The sequence below is a fragment of the Pseudomonas syringae group sp. J309-1 genome (assembly GCF_032582135.1).
GTDB lineage: Bacteria > Pseudomonadota > Gammaproteobacteria > Pseudomonadales > Pseudomonadaceae > Aquipseudomonas > Aquipseudomonas quasicaspiana.
In genome coordinates this window covers 1-14,192 of record NZ_JAWHNU010000069.1, presented here as the reverse complement: position 1 = coordinate 14,192, position 14,192 = coordinate 1, and the positions used below count along the sequence as shown (strand labels likewise).

General features: G+C 57.7%; 13 protein-coding genes. 2 read left to right on the top strand and 11 right to left on the bottom strand.

Features of this window, described 5'->3' with window-relative positions; all coding sequences use genetic code 11:
* Window positions 1-2: 2 nt before the first annotated feature.
* From RX972_RS25715 to RX972_RS25705, 3 genes are all read right to left on the bottom strand, one after another.
* On the bottom strand, window positions 3-896 hold the full coding sequence (locus RX972_RS25715; RefSeq protein WP_027900788.1) for an ABC transporter permease: 894 nt from the start codon (window positions 894-896) through the stop codon (window positions 3-5).
* Between the two features lie 2 nt (window positions 897-898).
* Entirely contained in the window at window positions 899-1,852 is a 954-nt protein-coding gene (locus RX972_RS25710; RefSeq protein WP_027900787.1) for an ABC transporter permease, read from the bottom strand.
* Window positions 1,853-2,008: 156 nt separating this feature from the next.
* On the bottom strand, window positions 2,009-3,682 hold the full coding sequence (locus RX972_RS25705; RefSeq protein WP_099269521.1) for an ABC transporter substrate-binding protein: 1,674 nt from the start codon (window positions 3,680-3,682) through the stop codon (window positions 2,009-2,011).
* A gap of 303 nt (window positions 3,683-3,985) precedes the next feature.
* On the opposite strand from RX972_RS25705, the gene RX972_RS25700 reads away from it, so the two are divergent.
* Complete coding sequence (locus tag RX972_RS25700) at window positions 3,986-5,008, top strand: LacI family DNA-binding transcriptional regulator (protein ID WP_122704188.1); 1,023 nt, start codon at window positions 3,986-3,988, stop codon at window positions 5,006-5,008.
* 180 nt (window positions 5,009-5,188) lie between these two features.
* Here the strand turns inward: RX972_RS25700 and RX972_RS25695 are convergent, their stop codons facing one another.
* From RX972_RS25695 to RX972_RS25660, 8 genes are all read right to left on the bottom strand, one after another.
* Window positions 5,189-6,139 carry a FecR family protein gene (locus RX972_RS25695; protein ID WP_316879662.1) on the bottom strand — a complete coding sequence of 317 codons (951 nt, stop codon included), beginning with the start codon at window positions 6,137-6,139 and terminating at the stop codon, window positions 5,189-5,191.
* Complete coding sequence (locus RX972_RS25690) at window positions 6,136-6,651, bottom strand: sigma-70 family RNA polymerase sigma factor (RefSeq protein WP_099269518.1); 516 nt, start codon at window positions 6,649-6,651, stop codon at window positions 6,136-6,138. The genes RX972_RS25695 and RX972_RS25690 overlap by 4 nt, the downstream gene beginning before the upstream one ends.
* A 239-nt stretch (window positions 6,652-6,890) precedes the next feature.
* Entirely contained in the window at window positions 6,891-7,856 is a 966-nt protein-coding gene (gene araH, locus RX972_RS25685) for an L-arabinose ABC transporter permease AraH (protein ID WP_027902022.1), read from the bottom strand.
* Between the two features lie 63 nt (window positions 7,857-7,919).
* Window positions 7,920-9,446: an L-arabinose ABC transporter ATP-binding protein AraG gene (gene araG, locus RX972_RS25680; protein ID WP_027902021.1), complete on the bottom strand. Its 1,527-nt coding sequence runs from the start codon at window positions 9,444-9,446 to the stop codon at window positions 7,920-7,922.
* 161 nt (window positions 9,447-9,607) lie between these two features.
* Complete coding sequence (locus RX972_RS25675) at window positions 9,608-10,612, bottom strand: substrate-binding domain-containing protein (RefSeq protein ID WP_027902020.1); 1,005 nt, start codon at window positions 10,610-10,612, stop codon at window positions 9,608-9,610.
* A 219-nt stretch (window positions 10,613-10,831) separates the two neighbouring features.
* Entirely contained in the window at window positions 10,832-11,710 is an 879-nt protein-coding gene (locus tag RX972_RS25670; protein WP_316879661.1) for an SMP-30/gluconolactonase/LRE family protein, read from the bottom strand.
* Window positions 11,711-11,796: 86 nt separating this feature from the next.
* Window positions 11,797-12,519 carry a FadR/GntR family transcriptional regulator gene (locus tag RX972_RS25665; RefSeq protein WP_122807425.1) on the bottom strand — a complete coding sequence of 241 codons (723 nt, stop codon included), beginning with the start codon at window positions 12,517-12,519 and terminating at the stop codon, window positions 11,797-11,799.
* A 116-nt stretch (window positions 12,520-12,635) separates the two neighbouring features.
* Window positions 12,636-12,863, bottom strand: a complete 228-nt coding sequence (locus tag RX972_RS25660) for a hypothetical protein (protein WP_316879657.1) — start codon at window positions 12,861-12,863, stop codon at window positions 12,636-12,638.
* Between RX972_RS25660 and RX972_RS25655 the strand changes: the two genes are divergently transcribed.
* Entirely contained in the window at window positions 12,863-14,011 is a 1,149-nt protein-coding gene (locus RX972_RS25655; protein ID WP_263267207.1) for an aldose epimerase family protein, read from the top strand. The genes RX972_RS25660 and RX972_RS25655 overlap by 1 nt on opposite strands.
* Window positions 14,012-14,192 lie beyond the last annotated feature (181 nt).

The window sequence follows — 14,192 nt, the reverse complement described above, 5'->3', positions numbered from 1 at the left end:
CGTCAGCTCCTGATTGCCATGGCTGCCCGCAAACGGTCGGCGAGCACGTTGAAAGAGATCGAAGTGATGAAAATCATCGCGCCCGGCAACGCCGAAACCAGTGGCTGGGTGTAGATCGCAGTACGCAGGGTGTTCAGCATCAGGCCCCACTCAGGCTCCGGTGGCGTGACGCCCAGCCCGAGAAACGACAGGCCCGAAGCAAGAATCATCGACACGGAAATCAGTCCGGTGGTGAACACGAAAATCGGTCCCAGCACATTGCCCAGCACCTGGGTGCGAATAATCGTGAAGGAACCCGCCCCCGACGCACGTGCCGCTTCGATGTAATCCCGATTGCGCACCTGGGTAGTGACACTTTCGGCAATCCGCGCCACTTGCGGCACGAACACCAGTGTCAGTGACAGCAAGGCATTGTTGACCCCGGCCCCCAACGCACCCGAAAAAGCGATCGCCAGCAGCACCGACGGAAATGCGTAAAACACATCCACCGTGCGCATGATCAGGCTGTTCAGCCAGCCACCGAAGTAACCGGCAATCACCCCGATCGCGCCACCGATGAAAAAGGCGAAAATCACCGGTGTGATGCCCATGAAAAGCGACAAGCGCGCGCCCAGCATCAGCCGCGACAGCAGATCACGGCCCAACTCATCGGTGCCCAGCGGAAAGCCTTCGGTGCCGATTGGCTTCAAGCGTTTGAACATGGACGTGGTAAACGCGTCCCCCGGAACGATCCATGGCCCGAAAACAGCCAGCAACAGTAATACGAAAATGATCGTGCCCACGAATAACGCCACCGGATCCCGGCGCACGCGGCCGAACACTTCACTCCAGTAGCCCGGCGAGCTTTCGACGGGAGCAATGACCGGCGCGGCCGGTCGCAATATCGACAGGTTCATGCTCAGCCCCTTTTGATACGTGGATCGAGCAACGTCTGCAGGATGTCTACCAGCAGGTTGAGTGCCACGAAAAACAGTGCCAGGACCCAGATCGTGCCCTGCAGCAAGGGCAAGTCGCGCTGGAAGATCGCGGAGTTGAGCAGCAAGCCGGTACCGGGCCAGGCGAACACGGTTTCCACCAGAATCGAGCCGCCCATCAAATAGCCAATCTGCAAGCCCATGACGGCCATGGCGGTGGGCGCGGCGTTCTTCACCACATGGCGAAACAGGCCCCACTCACTCAGGCCTTTGGCACGCAAACCGATGATGAACTCCTGCGACAGTGTTTCCGCCACTTGAGCCCGCACGGTACGGGCAATGATCCCGGTGGGGATGACCGACAAGGTGATCGCCGGGAGAATCATGAACTGCAGATGCGCCCAGTCCCATGCCCAGGCGGCCTGGCCCAGTGGCCCGCCACCGGTCGCCGGCAGCCAGCCCAACTGTGATGAGAAGATGATCACCATCAGCATGCCCAGCCAGTAGTGCGGCACGCTGACACCCACTGCGGAAATGGCCGATGCCACACGATCAAGCCAGCTGTCCTGAAAATAACCGCCCACAAAGCCAAACAGGCTGCCAAGGACAAAGCCGATCAACGTTGCCAGTAACGCCAGCCGCAAGGAGTAACCCACGGCGCCCATGACTTCTGCAGTGACCGGACGGCCGCTGGCAATCGACATCCCCAAATCACCCTGAACGGCGTGCCATAGCCAAAGGCCAAACTGCACAGGCAGAGGTTTGTCGAACCCGTAGGCCTGGATCAACTGCATACGCAGCGCTTCGGACGCGTCCGGTGGCATCACAGAAACCAGCGGGTCGCCGGGTGCCATTTGCACGAGCATGAAGCACACCAGCGCCACGCCGAGCAAAATCGGCGTCGCCAGCAAAATGCGCCGCAAGATATAGGAAAGCATAAGGTCGCCTCACACGGTTTTTATGTGGGAGCGAGGCTTGCTCGCGATAAACGAGGACGCGGTATGTCTTCCAGATGCGTCTCATGCATCGCGGGCAAGCCTCGCTCCCACAGGTTCTGCGCAATCCTGTAGGACCGGCTGAAGGTCTCAGGCTTCTCAGTCCTGTTTGGAGACCAGCGTCAGGTCGATGAACCAGCTCTGCGCAGGCACAACGCCTTTGATTTTTGGCGAAATGGCGCGTGGCCCGACGTCGTGCGCCACGTAGAGGAACGGAGCCTCATCAACGATGGCGGCATTGAGCTTGCCAGCGGCTTCATCCAGCGCTTTCGGATCGAAAGAGTTGCGCACGGTGGTGATCAACTTCTCGACTTCCGGGTTGGCGAAGTAGCCCCAGTTATTGGAGACCGGCGGGAACGCCTTCTCGCTGGCGAAGCGCACCATGCCGAAGTAAGGGTCCATGACCGCTGCGCTGACGTTGATTGCGTTAGCACCCTGCGCCGCAGGATCCTTGGCGCCCAGACGCCAGCCACTGAACAGGGTGTTCCACTCAGTGACGGCGATTTCCACATCGAAGTAGCAACCCTTGAGGCTCTGCTGAATGTATTCGTTCATGGGCAATGGCTGCATTTGCCCCGATCCGGACGCCGAAGTGAGGACCTTGACCTTGATCGGCTTAGCCTTGCTGTAACCCGCCTCGGTCATGAGTTTCTGCGCGGCTTCCTGATCGTATTTGATCTTGAATGCCGGGTTGCCGTACCACGGCGAATCTTTCTCATAGGTACCCGTGGCTTCCTGCATGTAGCCGCCCAGATAAGCCTTCAGTTCGCTGCGGTCCAGGCACAGGTTGGCAGCCTGACGCACGCGTTTGTCCAGCCACGGCGAACCCGGTGCAAAGGAGAACTGCCACGGCCACAGATGCGGCTGAGCATTGGAATAAATCTTGAAGTCCTTGCTCTTGATCTGGTCCATGGCGTCCGGTGCCGGTGCTTCAATCCAGTCCACCTGACCGGACAACAGCGCCGCTGTGCGGGCGTTGGCTTCTGGTAACGGGATCAATTCGACGCGATCAACCTTGGGCACACGCTTGGGGTCCCAATAGTCCGGGTTCTTGTCCAGCACCAGTACCTGACGCGGCACCATACGGTTCATCTTGAACGGACCAGTGCCCGAAGAGTGGCTGGCGAACGCGGTCCAGGCTTGCTTGGAGCGCTCGGCCGGGTCAGTCGTGGCGGCTGGAACGGCCGCGAAATCTTTCTGCCAGGCCACGGGCGAAGCCATGAACAAGTTAGTCAGGTTGTACGGCAGCACGGCATCCGGCTCGCTGGTCGTCAGCTCGACGGTCAGGTCATCGATTTTCTTCGCGCTGCGCAGGGTCGGCATACGGGAAACGGTTACGCCAATCTGCCCAGGGGCGTACTGCGGAGCCTGCTTGTCGAGCACCTTGTTGACGTTCCAGACCACTGCATCAGCATTGAATGCCGAGCCGTCGTGGAACTTCACGCCCGGACGCAGCTTGAAGATCCACTTGGTGTGGTCATCGGGATTGACCGCCCACTCGGTAGCCAGCCCTGGCACTAACGCGCTGGGCTTCTCGCTCTGGGACAGATCCCACTCAACCAGCGAGTCAAAGATCGTGATCCCGGTAAAACGGTTGCCTTCATACCCCTGATCCGGCTGGCCATGGGTCAGCGGAATGTCCGCTGCTGTCATGGCGATCCGCAAGGTGCTATCGGCCATCGCGGCCAGTGGCGACAAGGCACCGATCGCTACCGAACAGGCCAGTGCCAGTCGGGTAAAACTACGTGCGCGGGTTACTGAAGCATGCGTCATGGCGAGTTTCCCATCAGTCAGGTAAGGAGAGCTGACAGGTGCAACGCAATGGACATACCAACTTTTTTCTCTGCAAATCGTGAAAGACCAATCGCGCAGAAAAAACTGATTACTTTCAGCAAGTTAAAAACCATTAAAAATCACTGAAAAATATTACCCAAACGTTTGGGTAGTGTTGCGCAGCAGTTCATGCAATCTTTTGGTACGCAGCGCTCCATGCTGGCGCAACTATCCTGATCTCATGGAAGCACAGGCCATGCTGCGCATAACCGTCGGCGAAATACGCGTTACGAGGCCTACTCCATGAATAGACGTCCCGCCACACTTCGCGGTATTGCCCAGCAACTCAACGTACATGTCTCAACGGTCTCGCGAGTGCTCAACGGCACCCTTGACCATGCAGGCAGGGCCGCGTCCAAAGACACCATCGAACGCATTCGCGCCCTCGCCGCCAGCCTTGATTACCAACCCAACACCCACGCCCGCACCCTGAAAACGCGGCACAGCCGCGAGATCGCGATTCTGGTTCCGAGGCTTTCCGACCTGGTGCTGGCCACGGTCTATGAAGGCATCGACGAAACCGCCAGCGCGCGACGCTATACCTCATTTGTTGCCAACACCTTCGACCGTCCGGAACGCCAGCGGGAACTGGCAGAGCGCGCGTTGGCGCGTAATGTCGAGGGGTTGATCATCAGCGACGTGCACTGCACCCCGGAGCCGGGTTTTTTGGAGGAACTGGCGGAACGGCATGTGCCCTTCGTACTGGTCAGCCGCCGACGCGGTCAGCATTGCTCGGTGACCTCGGACGACGAAATGGGCGGTCGCCTCGCAGCCGAGCATTTATTTGCACAGGGCCATACAAACGTCGCAGTGATTGCTGGCGAAGTGCACAGCAGCAACTCAAGCGAACGTACCGCCAGCTTCGTGGACTACTACCGCGAGCGCGGCATCGACATTGCGCCGAAATACATTGTCCCCGGTCAGTTCGACAGCCAGGTGGGGTTCAGTACGGGAGAGTATTTGCTGAGCCTGCCGCAACCGCCAACGGCGATTTTTGCCGTCAACGATTTTCTGGCCATCGGCCTGTTCGGTGCCCTGCGCAACCGCGGCCTGGTGGCCGGACGGGACATCGCGGTGATCGGCTACAACGACACGCCACTGGCTGCTCACCTGCAACTGACCAGTATCAGCACCAGCATGCATGCCCAAGGCGTGCGCGCAGTTGAAACCCTGATGCAACGCATAGCGGGTGAACCGGTGCAGTCGCATCGGTTCCCGGCAGTGTTGATCGTGCGGGATAGCAGTTGTTGCAAGCCACTGACTTGAAGCACCTCAATCCAATCAAACAGCATGCAAACTGCTGGATTGAAATGCATTTTCTGTAGGAGCTGCCGAAGGCTGCGAAGCATTTCTTCGGATACACCGCGATCGCAGCCTTCGGCAGCTCCTACAGGTCCTGTGTTTTCTGCACGACAGCGCGATGCCTATAAGGAACAGCCTGTCAGCTCAAGCAGCAACTTTGCGCGCTTCCAGCGTCACCCAATAACGCGTCCGGGTTTGCACTCGCAATGGCAGGGTGGCGGCAAGCAGGAACAATATCTTGTCGGTGTCATCAAGGCGGAAAGTGCCGGTGACCTTTAGCGACTCCAGCGCGGGCTCCCAACGCAGAACGCCCGGACGGTAGCGGCTGAGCTCCTCCAGAAAACGTCCCAGTGGCTGATTTTCAACGCTGAGTACGCCCTGACGCCAGCCGGGCTGACGGGTATCAAAAGGCTGCACAGAGGTAATCGATTCGGCGCTCATGATGGCTCGTTGGCCAGCCTGTAGTTGCATGGACGGGCCCTGTTGCGGCGTGAGTTCCACCGTGCCGCGCCACACGGAAACCTGACAGCTTTGCCCGAATTGACGAATACACAACTCCGCACCAGTGGCGAACACCTGCCCTTGAGCCGTCCTTATGGTCATCGCCGGAACATTATCGGCCAGGTTAAGCGCCATCTCGCCCTCGATCAGCGACAGCAACTGCTTGCCCTGCTCCAGATCCATGTTCAACGCTGATGCGGTACTCAGCTGCAGCAGGCTGCCATCCGGCAAACGAAGATCCCGCCGCTCGCCCGACGCAGTGCGAAGATCAGCGCGCCACGCGGCAACCGGGGTCTGTTGAGCCAGCAACCAGCCCGCAGGCAACAGCGCGGCGACAATCAAGGCGCGCTTGAGAACGGCACGGCGTCCGGCGTCAGGGCGGTCAAGGCTGGCCATTGCCAACTCCGGTGGCAGCCCGGCAAACCGCTGACGCAAGCCCTGGGCTTTCTGCCAGGTCTGCTCGTGATGGCTGGACTGCTCACGCCAGCGCTGCAAACGCGCCCGGTCTTCGGCATTGGCGCTACCGGACTCCAGCAGGACCAGAAAGTCCGCTGCGTCTTCAGCAATCTGCCGGGACGGCGCCGCGCTGCTCATAGCTCGACCATCAGGCAGTGGGTGTAAGCCTGAGCCATGTAACGTTTTACCGTTCGCTCGCAGACCTGCAAGCGTTCCGCAATCTGTGCGTAGCTGAGACCCTCCAGTTGCGCCCAGAGAAACGCCCGGCGTACCGGCAAAGGCAGCGCATCGAGCAATTCATCCAGTGCCTGCAGGGTTTCCAGCAAGACCCAGCGTTGCTCAGGTGAAGGAATCACGTGTTCAGGCAACGTCGCCAGCGCCTGGAGATAGGCCTGCTCGACATTGCGACGCTGGTAATGGTTGATCAACAGGCGCTTGCCCACCGTCAACAGGTAGGCCCTCGGCTCACGCAATGAAGCCAGAGGTTCGCTGTGCTGGCTGGCCAGTACCTTGACGAACGTATCCTGACTTAAATCGGCAGCATCCCATGCATTGCCAAGGCGACCGCGCAGCCAGCTTTCCAGCCAGCTGCGGTGATCGCGGTAGAAACTTTCCAGGGTGGGCTCCAATGGCCCTGCTGCTTCCCTCATCGTCAACCGCTCACTGTGAGTCACTACTTAAAATGAGAATCATTCTAAGTAGTTCAGAGGCGAGCGCCAACTTTAATTTATTGAGGGGGGTTGGGTTTGCAGAAGGAGTTTGCAGTGCGAGCCTGAACTTGCGGAGCCTGAATCGCTGGCAAGCCAGGCTCCCACAGGAGGAAGCGGTCTCATGTGGGAGCCTGGCTTGCCAGCGATGCAGGCACTAAGGTCTATCTGCAATCACCGCCTCAGCGCCGCTTCATCCGGTCAATGATCACCGCGAGCAGCAGAATCGACCCGCGAATCACGTACTGATAAAACGTATCGATATTCTTCAGGTTCATCGCATTCTCGATGATCGCCAGGATCAACACCCCGGCAATCACGTGGCGAATCATGCCAATCCCGCCGCTCAGCGACACCCCGCCCAGCACACACGCCGAAATCACTGTCAGCTCAAAACCCTGCCCAATCATCGGCTGACCGGAAGTCATCCGCGACGCCAGCACCACGCCCGCCAGCGCACCGATCAGACCATGCACTGCAAAGATAATGATCTTGGTGCGATCCACATGCACACCGGCCAGCAACGCTGCTTCCTGGTTGCCACCTATCGCCAGAGAATTACGGCCGTAAGTGGTGTAATTCAACAGCCAGCCGAAAAACGCAAAACACACGATGGTGATCAGAATAGGCACCGGCACGCCGTACAGCTGGCCGTTACCGAACACGAAGAAGTCTTCGTTGGAAACACCCACCGCCTTGCCGTTGGAAAAGATGTACGCAAGGCCACGAACAATCTGCATCGTCGCCAAAGTCGCGATCAGTGCGTTGATGCGCAGCTTGGCAATCACAATGCCGTTGATCAGCCCCACCACCAGCCCCATGGCCAGGGCGGCGGAGATACCGAGAAAAAGGCTGTCGGTATCGCGAATCACAATCCCGGCGATCACCCCTGAGCAGGCCAGCACCGAGCCGACCGAAAGATCGAAATGCCCTGACGCCAGACAGAACAACATCGTGCAGGCAGCGATGCCCACCGTGGAGATCGCCAGCCCCAGGCCGCGCATGTTCAGGGGGGACATGAAGTTATCGATGAGAAGCGTGCAAAGCACGAAGATGCCAACGGCGGCCATCAGCATCGCCCAGTCATCAATGAAACGACGCACGTTAAGGCCCTGACGTGGAGCCGTCAGACTGGATTCGGTAGACATACGCACCTCTTTCTTGTTTTTCATTCTTGTTTTTCTGCTTGTGCTACGCGTAGCGGGTCCGTGTCAGACACGGGTTCGCGGCAAGGCCAGTTGCAACAGACGCGCTTCATCCGCTTCGTCGCGATTCAGCTCGCCGGTGATAGCGCCTTCACTCATGACCAGAATCCGGTCGGCAATACCCATGACTTCCATCAAATCGCTGGACACCACAATCACTGCGATACCGTCGGCTGCCAGGTTATGAATGATCTGGTAGATCTCGGACTTGGCGCCGATATCGATGCCTCGTGTCGGCTCATCCAGCAGCAGGACTTTCATGGGCATCGACAGCCAGCGCCCGAGAATCGCCTTCTGTTGGTTGCCCCCGGAGAGAAACAGCATCTGCTGATCCGGCGAAGGTGTTTTGACGTTCATCGCCTGAATCTGATGTTTGGCGTTGCTCTTCTCCCAGCGTCCCTGAATCAGGCAGCCCATCGTCACGTGGCGTGGACGCGCACCAATGTTGATGTTTTCGGCAACGCTGGAGAGCGGCACGATGCCTTCTTTCTTGCGGTCTTCTGGGCATAGCAGGATTCCCGCGGCAATGGCATCACGAGGGGAACGCAGTTCGAGGTTCTTGCCGTCAATCTGCAACGTGCCGGCCTTGCTGCGCGTCAGGCCCGATAACATGCGGAACATCTCGGTACGACCAGCACCCACCAAACCAAAGAAGCCAAGCACCTCACCTTTTTGCACGGCGAAAGTGACGGGTTCCTGCAAACCCGGGCCAAGCAATCCAGTGACCCGCAAGCCGGGCCCTTGATGCTGTCGCGGCCGGTAGTTGTAGATATCCTGAATATCCCGGCCGACCATGCAGGTCACCAGCCGGTCGTGATCCAGTTCGGCCATGTCTTCGAAGGTACGCACGAAGCGCCCGTCCTTGAACACTGTGACCGCATCGCAGACCCGGAAGATTTCTTCCATGCGATGGGACACATAAAGGATCACCCGGCCTTCATCCCGCAGCTTGACGATGATCGCCATCAAACGATCGATTTCCCGTGCCGACAGACTGCTGGTGGGCTCATCGAATGCAATGACATGGGCGTTACGCGACATGGCCTTGGCGATTTCAACCAGTTGCCGTTGGCCAAGGGACAAGTCACCGAGCCGGGTCGACGGATCAATCTCGTCGGCCAGCCCTTTGAGCAGCTCCCGCGCCTGACGCAACATGGCGCGGCGGTTGACCATGCCCCAGCGGCTCGGCATGTGCCCGAGCAGGAGGTTCTCGGCCACGGACATTTCCGGGACCAGTTGCAGCTCCTGGTGAATGACTGCAATACCTGCGGCAATGCTGTCGGCAGTGGATTTAAAGTTGTAGGCCTGGTCACCGATCGACAAATTGCCGCTACTCGGCTGATAAGAGCCGCCCAGTATTTTCAGAAGCGTGGACTTGCCCGCTCCGTTCTCGCCCATCAGCGCATGAACGCTGCCGGGACGCGCTTCAAAGGTAATCTCCGACAGTGCGCGCACGCCGGGAAAGGTCTTGCCGATGCCGTTGAAGCGCAGGCTGCCTGCGGGGAGCGGTTGTTTTATTGCTGCTGGTTGCATGGAACCTCCTGTCCGGATCAAGACGCGATTCCCTGTAGGAGCTAGCTTGCTTGCGATGGCGTCGGGTCAGTCAACACTTCATTTGCTGATACACCGCTATCGCGAGCAAGCTCACTCCTACAGGGTTCCCGGGTGCTAGAGAGTGCGCACCTCGCGCACTCTCACTTCCAGAGACCAATCTTGGTCAGTACTTCCTGAAAGTTCGCCCGGGTAATCAGTGTCACGTCATCCATCGCGGTGTATTTAGGAGGCTCCTCGCCGGTGGTCACCCACTTGTACATCTGCAGCGCGGTGTTGTAGCCCTCTTTATCCGGGCTTGGCAGCATCGAGCCGAAGAAGCCGCTTTCTTTCTTCTTCAATTCATCGATAGCGTCAGTGCCATTGATGCCGATGCCAATCACATTGGCAGGTTTGAAGCCCGCGCCAGCCGTTGCACGCACACCACCCAGAACGGTGTTGTCGTTCATGCCGCCAATGATCAGGTTTTTCGCTGCGGCAGGCAGTTTAGGCAACGCCGAGTTGGTGGACTCCATGCTGCCAGGTACATCCAGGGTCTTTTGCGCAGTAAAGAGGATATGGTCTTCCGGGAAGCCAGCTTTCTTCAACGCATCTACCGAACCATCGGTACGCTTCTTGCCAGTGTCCAGTTCGTTGTAGGTGTTGATAATCGCGTAGGTTTCTTTCCAGTCCCAATTACGATTCTTCGCTTCAGCGGCCATGGCCTCGCCCTGTTTCTGGCCGACTTCGTACGCGGCCATGCCCAGATACGGGACGTCTTCCATGAACTTGCCACTGGCGTCGACAAATCGATCATCCACGGCCATGACTTTCAGGCCATTGGCTTTGGCCTTGGCAACAATCGCAGGGCCAAGGGATACATCGGGCGGGCAGATGACGAAGCCTTTGGCTCCATTGGCGGCCAGGCTGTCGATAGCGGAAAGGGTTTTTTCGCCGTCAGGCACGGCAATTTTGATCACTTCGAAACCATGGTCCTTACCTGCTTTTTCAGCAAAGGCCCATTCGGTCTGAAACCACGGCTCTTCGGCCTGTTTCACGAGGAAACCGATTTTGACTTTGTCAGCGGCAGATACACCACCCGACAGACCCAGCACAGCAGTGGCAACAGCGGCACAGCAAAGGGAACGGATCCCATGACGACTCAACATAGCTAACTCCTTATTTTTATTGAATAGCTACAGCGTCCAGCAATGAGTTGTGTTGAGGTCATCCGCACCCGAAGGCAATCCGGAACGACATCAAAACAAGAACAAAACAGTCATATCATATTATCAATGACCGGAATGTAACCTAGTGTCACGCATCCTAAAGCACCGACATGGAACGCTCCTTTTCAGGTAATAAAACAAGCTTTTTGCTTACAACCGTCAGCCAGCGAAACGCGTCGACGGCAAACCCTTGATACCGACATTTGTCGCCAATAGCGCACCGTCAAATTGACCATGCGCATCGCCCGGCTCCGCGCTGGTGACATACAGCGTGGTCATATCAGGACCGCCAAACACGCAGCTGGTGGGATGACTGACCGGCAACTCTACGATCCGGTCAACACTGCCGTCCGGCGCAAAGCGGATCAGGCAATTACCGCCCCAGCGTGCATTCCATACGTAGCCATCGACGTCCATCGCCGAGCCGTCCGGAACGCCACGAGCATGCTCCGCAGCCCAGATCGAGCGCCCCCCAAGATTTCCATCGACAAGAATCGGGTAGCGATAGATCACCCCATCAAGACTGTCGGCGCTGTAAAGCTCATCGCCCTTCCCATTCCATAACAAGGTGTTGACGATGCCTTGGCCTTCGAGCAAAGGCGTGACAGCGCCATCGGTATCAACTCTGAACAAACCGCCAGAACGTCGGGTGATTGGAAGATCGCCACCCTCCTCGTCGAGATTGTTCTGCATGGACCCCAGCCACAAGCGGCCATGGTCATCGCAACGGGCTTCATTGGCGCGATTACCGTCAACCGGGTCGGCCTTGCAAAACAGGGTGAGGCTTGGCGTATAGCCAGGAGAATCCAGGTCAAGGCGGTAGACGCCGCTGGCCAGCGTTACCAGCGCATCGCCCCGAAGAGAGGGGATAAAGGCAGAAACAGGCTCGGGCAGATGCCATTGCTGATACTGCTCTTCGAACAGGCGACAGGCCAGTCGCGCCGCGATGTCGACCCAATACAGGGTCTGGGTTTCTGCGTCCCAGAACGAGCCTTCGCCCAGCATGAAACGGTGCGCTGAAACAGGCAGCCATTGCATATGAAAGTGTCCTTTATTCTTGTTTTTTTAGGTGCTTCCTGGTGCATCTTGTAAATGCCTCAGGGTGTTCGGTTATCAGTACAACGTTAGTCGGTGAAGCTGTTTGATGCCAAAGCCTGTCGGGCAAACGATTCGGCAATCACCCCGGCAGCCTGCTCGATCAATGCCATGCAGGCCCATACGCCGCGCGCCGCATCACGAGTGGCAATCGCGTCGGCAAGATCCTTGTGCAGTGGCAAGGTTTTACCCAGCTCACCCGGTACCGCCGACGACACTTCGAACGACACGGCCAGCAACGCCCCCAGCGCAGGCAGCATTTGCTCGATGAAGCGGTTATGGCTGGCTGCCAGAACCGCCTCATGGAAACGTCGGTCAGCCAGGTTGTAATCGCCCATGTCCGCTACCGATACTGCCAATGCCGCATACGCCGATTGAATCTCGCTGATCTGCTCAGCGCTGGCCCGCTCGCACGCCCAACGCACCGCCATGGGCTCGATAGTCCTGCGCAAATCCAGCAGGTCCTTCACAAAATCTTCCGGCAGACCTTTGCGCGCCAGCCAACTCACTACTTGTGGGTCAAACAGATTCCAGCTGCGCAACGGCAAAACCCGTGTGCCCACCTTGGGCCCTACTTCCAGTAGTCCTTTGGCGACCAGTGTTTTGATCGCCTCACGAATCACCGTACGGCTTACACCCAATTCTTCAGCCAACACCGCTTCGACTTTCAGCACCTGACCCGGCCGCACATTACCCGCCGCGATCCACGCCCCCAGCCAATCGACTGTAGACGCATGAAAATTACTGCTCATGTGATGCGCCTCACCACGCGGCCATTCCGCGAATTAAGGCTAATCATCACATGATTGGCTGTCAAACCTGCCTATGGTGCTGCCTGTAGGAGCTGCCGAAGGCTGCGATCTGTCATCTACTGGAAAAACATCAGATCGCAGCCTTCGGCAGCTGCTACAAAATTCATATGACCATCAAATAGTATTACGATTAAATTTTCAAGTGACGTTTTATCGGCTATAAATCCTTTTATCACCATTGAACGGGATGAATAGTCAGACCAATAAACCAAACCCAGCGAGAACCCGGCCCGCATCGAAGGTTCGGTGCAGCCCCACCACAACAACAAAAAAGGTACATTCAATGAAACCCTCTTCACTGCTCAGCAGCTTCGGACTGTCCTTGATGATCGCGACCCTCACGGCCAACGCGGCCAGCCTTACCAATGAACACAGCGCTTTTGGAAAGACAGCCGATGGCACTGCGGTCGAGAAGTACACCTTGCGCAATAGCCATGGCGTAGAAGCCAACATCATTACCTACGGCGCGACCCTGCAATCGCTGCTCCTGCCGGACAAGAACGGCAAGGTGGAGGACGTGGTGCTCGGTTTCGATGATGTGAAAGGCTATCAGGACAACGGAACCGTCTATTTCGGGGCGACCATTGGCCGCTTCGGCAACCGCCTGGCGGATGGCAAGTTCAGCCTTGATGGCAAGACCTATCAGGTGCCACAGAACGACAAGACCAACGCCTTGCACGGCGGCACTCAGGGTTTTGACAAGCGGGTATGGAAAGCCGAACCCAGTAATGAGAATGGCTGGGTGGGCGTAAAACTGACCTATGTGTCACCGGATGGCGAAATGGGCTTCCCCGGCGAGCTGAAGACCGAGGTGACCTACAGCCTCAATGAGAAGAACGAGCTGCGCATCCACTACAACGCCACCACCAACAAGCCCACGGTGCTGAACCTGACCAATCACAGCTACTTCAACCTCGCGGGCGCGGGTAACGGTGACGTACTCAAGCAGGTCGCCACACTGCACGCCTCGCATTACACGCCGGTCAACGAGAAGCTGATTCCCACCGGCGAACTGCCTGCGGTCAAAGGCACGCCTATGGACTTCCTGACGCCTACGGCCATCGGCAAGAACATCAAGGCGGACCATCAGCAATTGAAATATGCCGAGCCGAAACAAGGCGGCTTTGATTTCAACTGGGTACTGGACACCAAAGGCGACGTCAGCAAACTGGCTGCCGAAGTCATCGACCCACAATCCGGACGACGCCTGCAGTTGTTCACCAGCGAGCCTGGCGTGCAGTTGTATACCGGCAACTTCCTGGACGGCAGCATCCATGGCAAAGGTGGCAAGGTCTACCCGCACTGGGGCGCCTTCACCCTGGAAACCCAGCACTATCCGGACGCGCCGAACCAGCCGAAATTCCAGAGCACCCGACTGGATCCGGGCAAGGCGTATACCCAGACGACCGTGTTTAAGTTTTCAGGAAACTAAAAGTTCAAGGTACCGCGCTGTCTCGCGGAGACCAATGGACCTGTAGAAGCTGCCGAAAGCTGCGATAGCGGTGTGTCAGGATGAATGCTTCGTAGCCTCTGGCAGCTCCTATCAAACAAACTACAACTATTTGATTTGGAGTACTTTTTCATCTGTAGGAGCGCGCTTGCCCGCGATCGCG

Excerpts from the sequence above, each read along its gene's own strand:
- RX972_RS25675 (WP_027902020.1), bottom strand. The coding sequence starts at position 10,612 with ATGTTGAGTCGTCATGGGATCCGTTCCCTTTGCTGTGCCGCTGTTGCC.
- araH (WP_027902022.1), bottom strand. The coding sequence starts at position 7,856 with ATGTCTACCGAATCCAGTCTGACGGCTCCACGTCAGGGCCTTAACGTG.
- RX972_RS25695 (WP_316879662.1), bottom strand. The coding sequence starts at position 6,139 with ATGAGCAGCGCGGCGCCGTCCCGGCAGATTGCTGAAGACGCAGCGGAC.
- RX972_RS25690 (WP_099269518.1), bottom strand. The coding sequence starts at position 6,651 with ATGAGGGAAGCAGCAGGGCCATTGGAGCCCACCCTGGAAAGTTTCTAC.
- araG (WP_027902021.1), bottom strand. The coding sequence starts at position 9,446 with ATGCAACCAGCAGCAATAAAACAACCGCTCCCCGCAGGCAGCCTGCGC.
- RX972_RS25665 (WP_122807425.1), bottom strand. The coding sequence starts at position 12,519 with ATGAGCAGTAATTTTCATGCGTCTACAGTCGATTGGCTGGGGGCGTGG.
- RX972_RS25700 (WP_122704188.1), top strand. The coding sequence starts at position 3,986 with ATGAATAGACGTCCCGCCACACTTCGCGGTATTGCCCAGCAACTCAAC.
- RX972_RS25705 (WP_099269521.1), bottom strand. The coding sequence starts at position 3,682 with ATGACGCATGCTTCAGTAACCCGCGCACGTAGTTTTACCCGACTGGCA.
- RX972_RS25710 (WP_027900787.1), bottom strand. The coding sequence starts at position 1,852 with ATGCTTTCCTATATCTTGCGGCGCATTTTGCTGGCGACGCCGATTTTG.
- RX972_RS25670 (WP_316879661.1), bottom strand. The coding sequence starts at position 11,710 with ATGCAATGGCTGCCTGTTTCAGCGCACCGTTTCATGCTGGGCGAAGGC.
- RX972_RS25715 (WP_027900788.1), bottom strand. The coding sequence starts at position 896 with ATGAACCTGTCGATATTGCGACCGGCCGCGCCGGTCATTGCTCCCGTC.
- RX972_RS25655 (WP_263267207.1), top strand. The coding sequence starts at position 12,863 with ATGAAACCCTCTTCACTGCTCAGCAGCTTCGGACTGTCCTTGATGATC.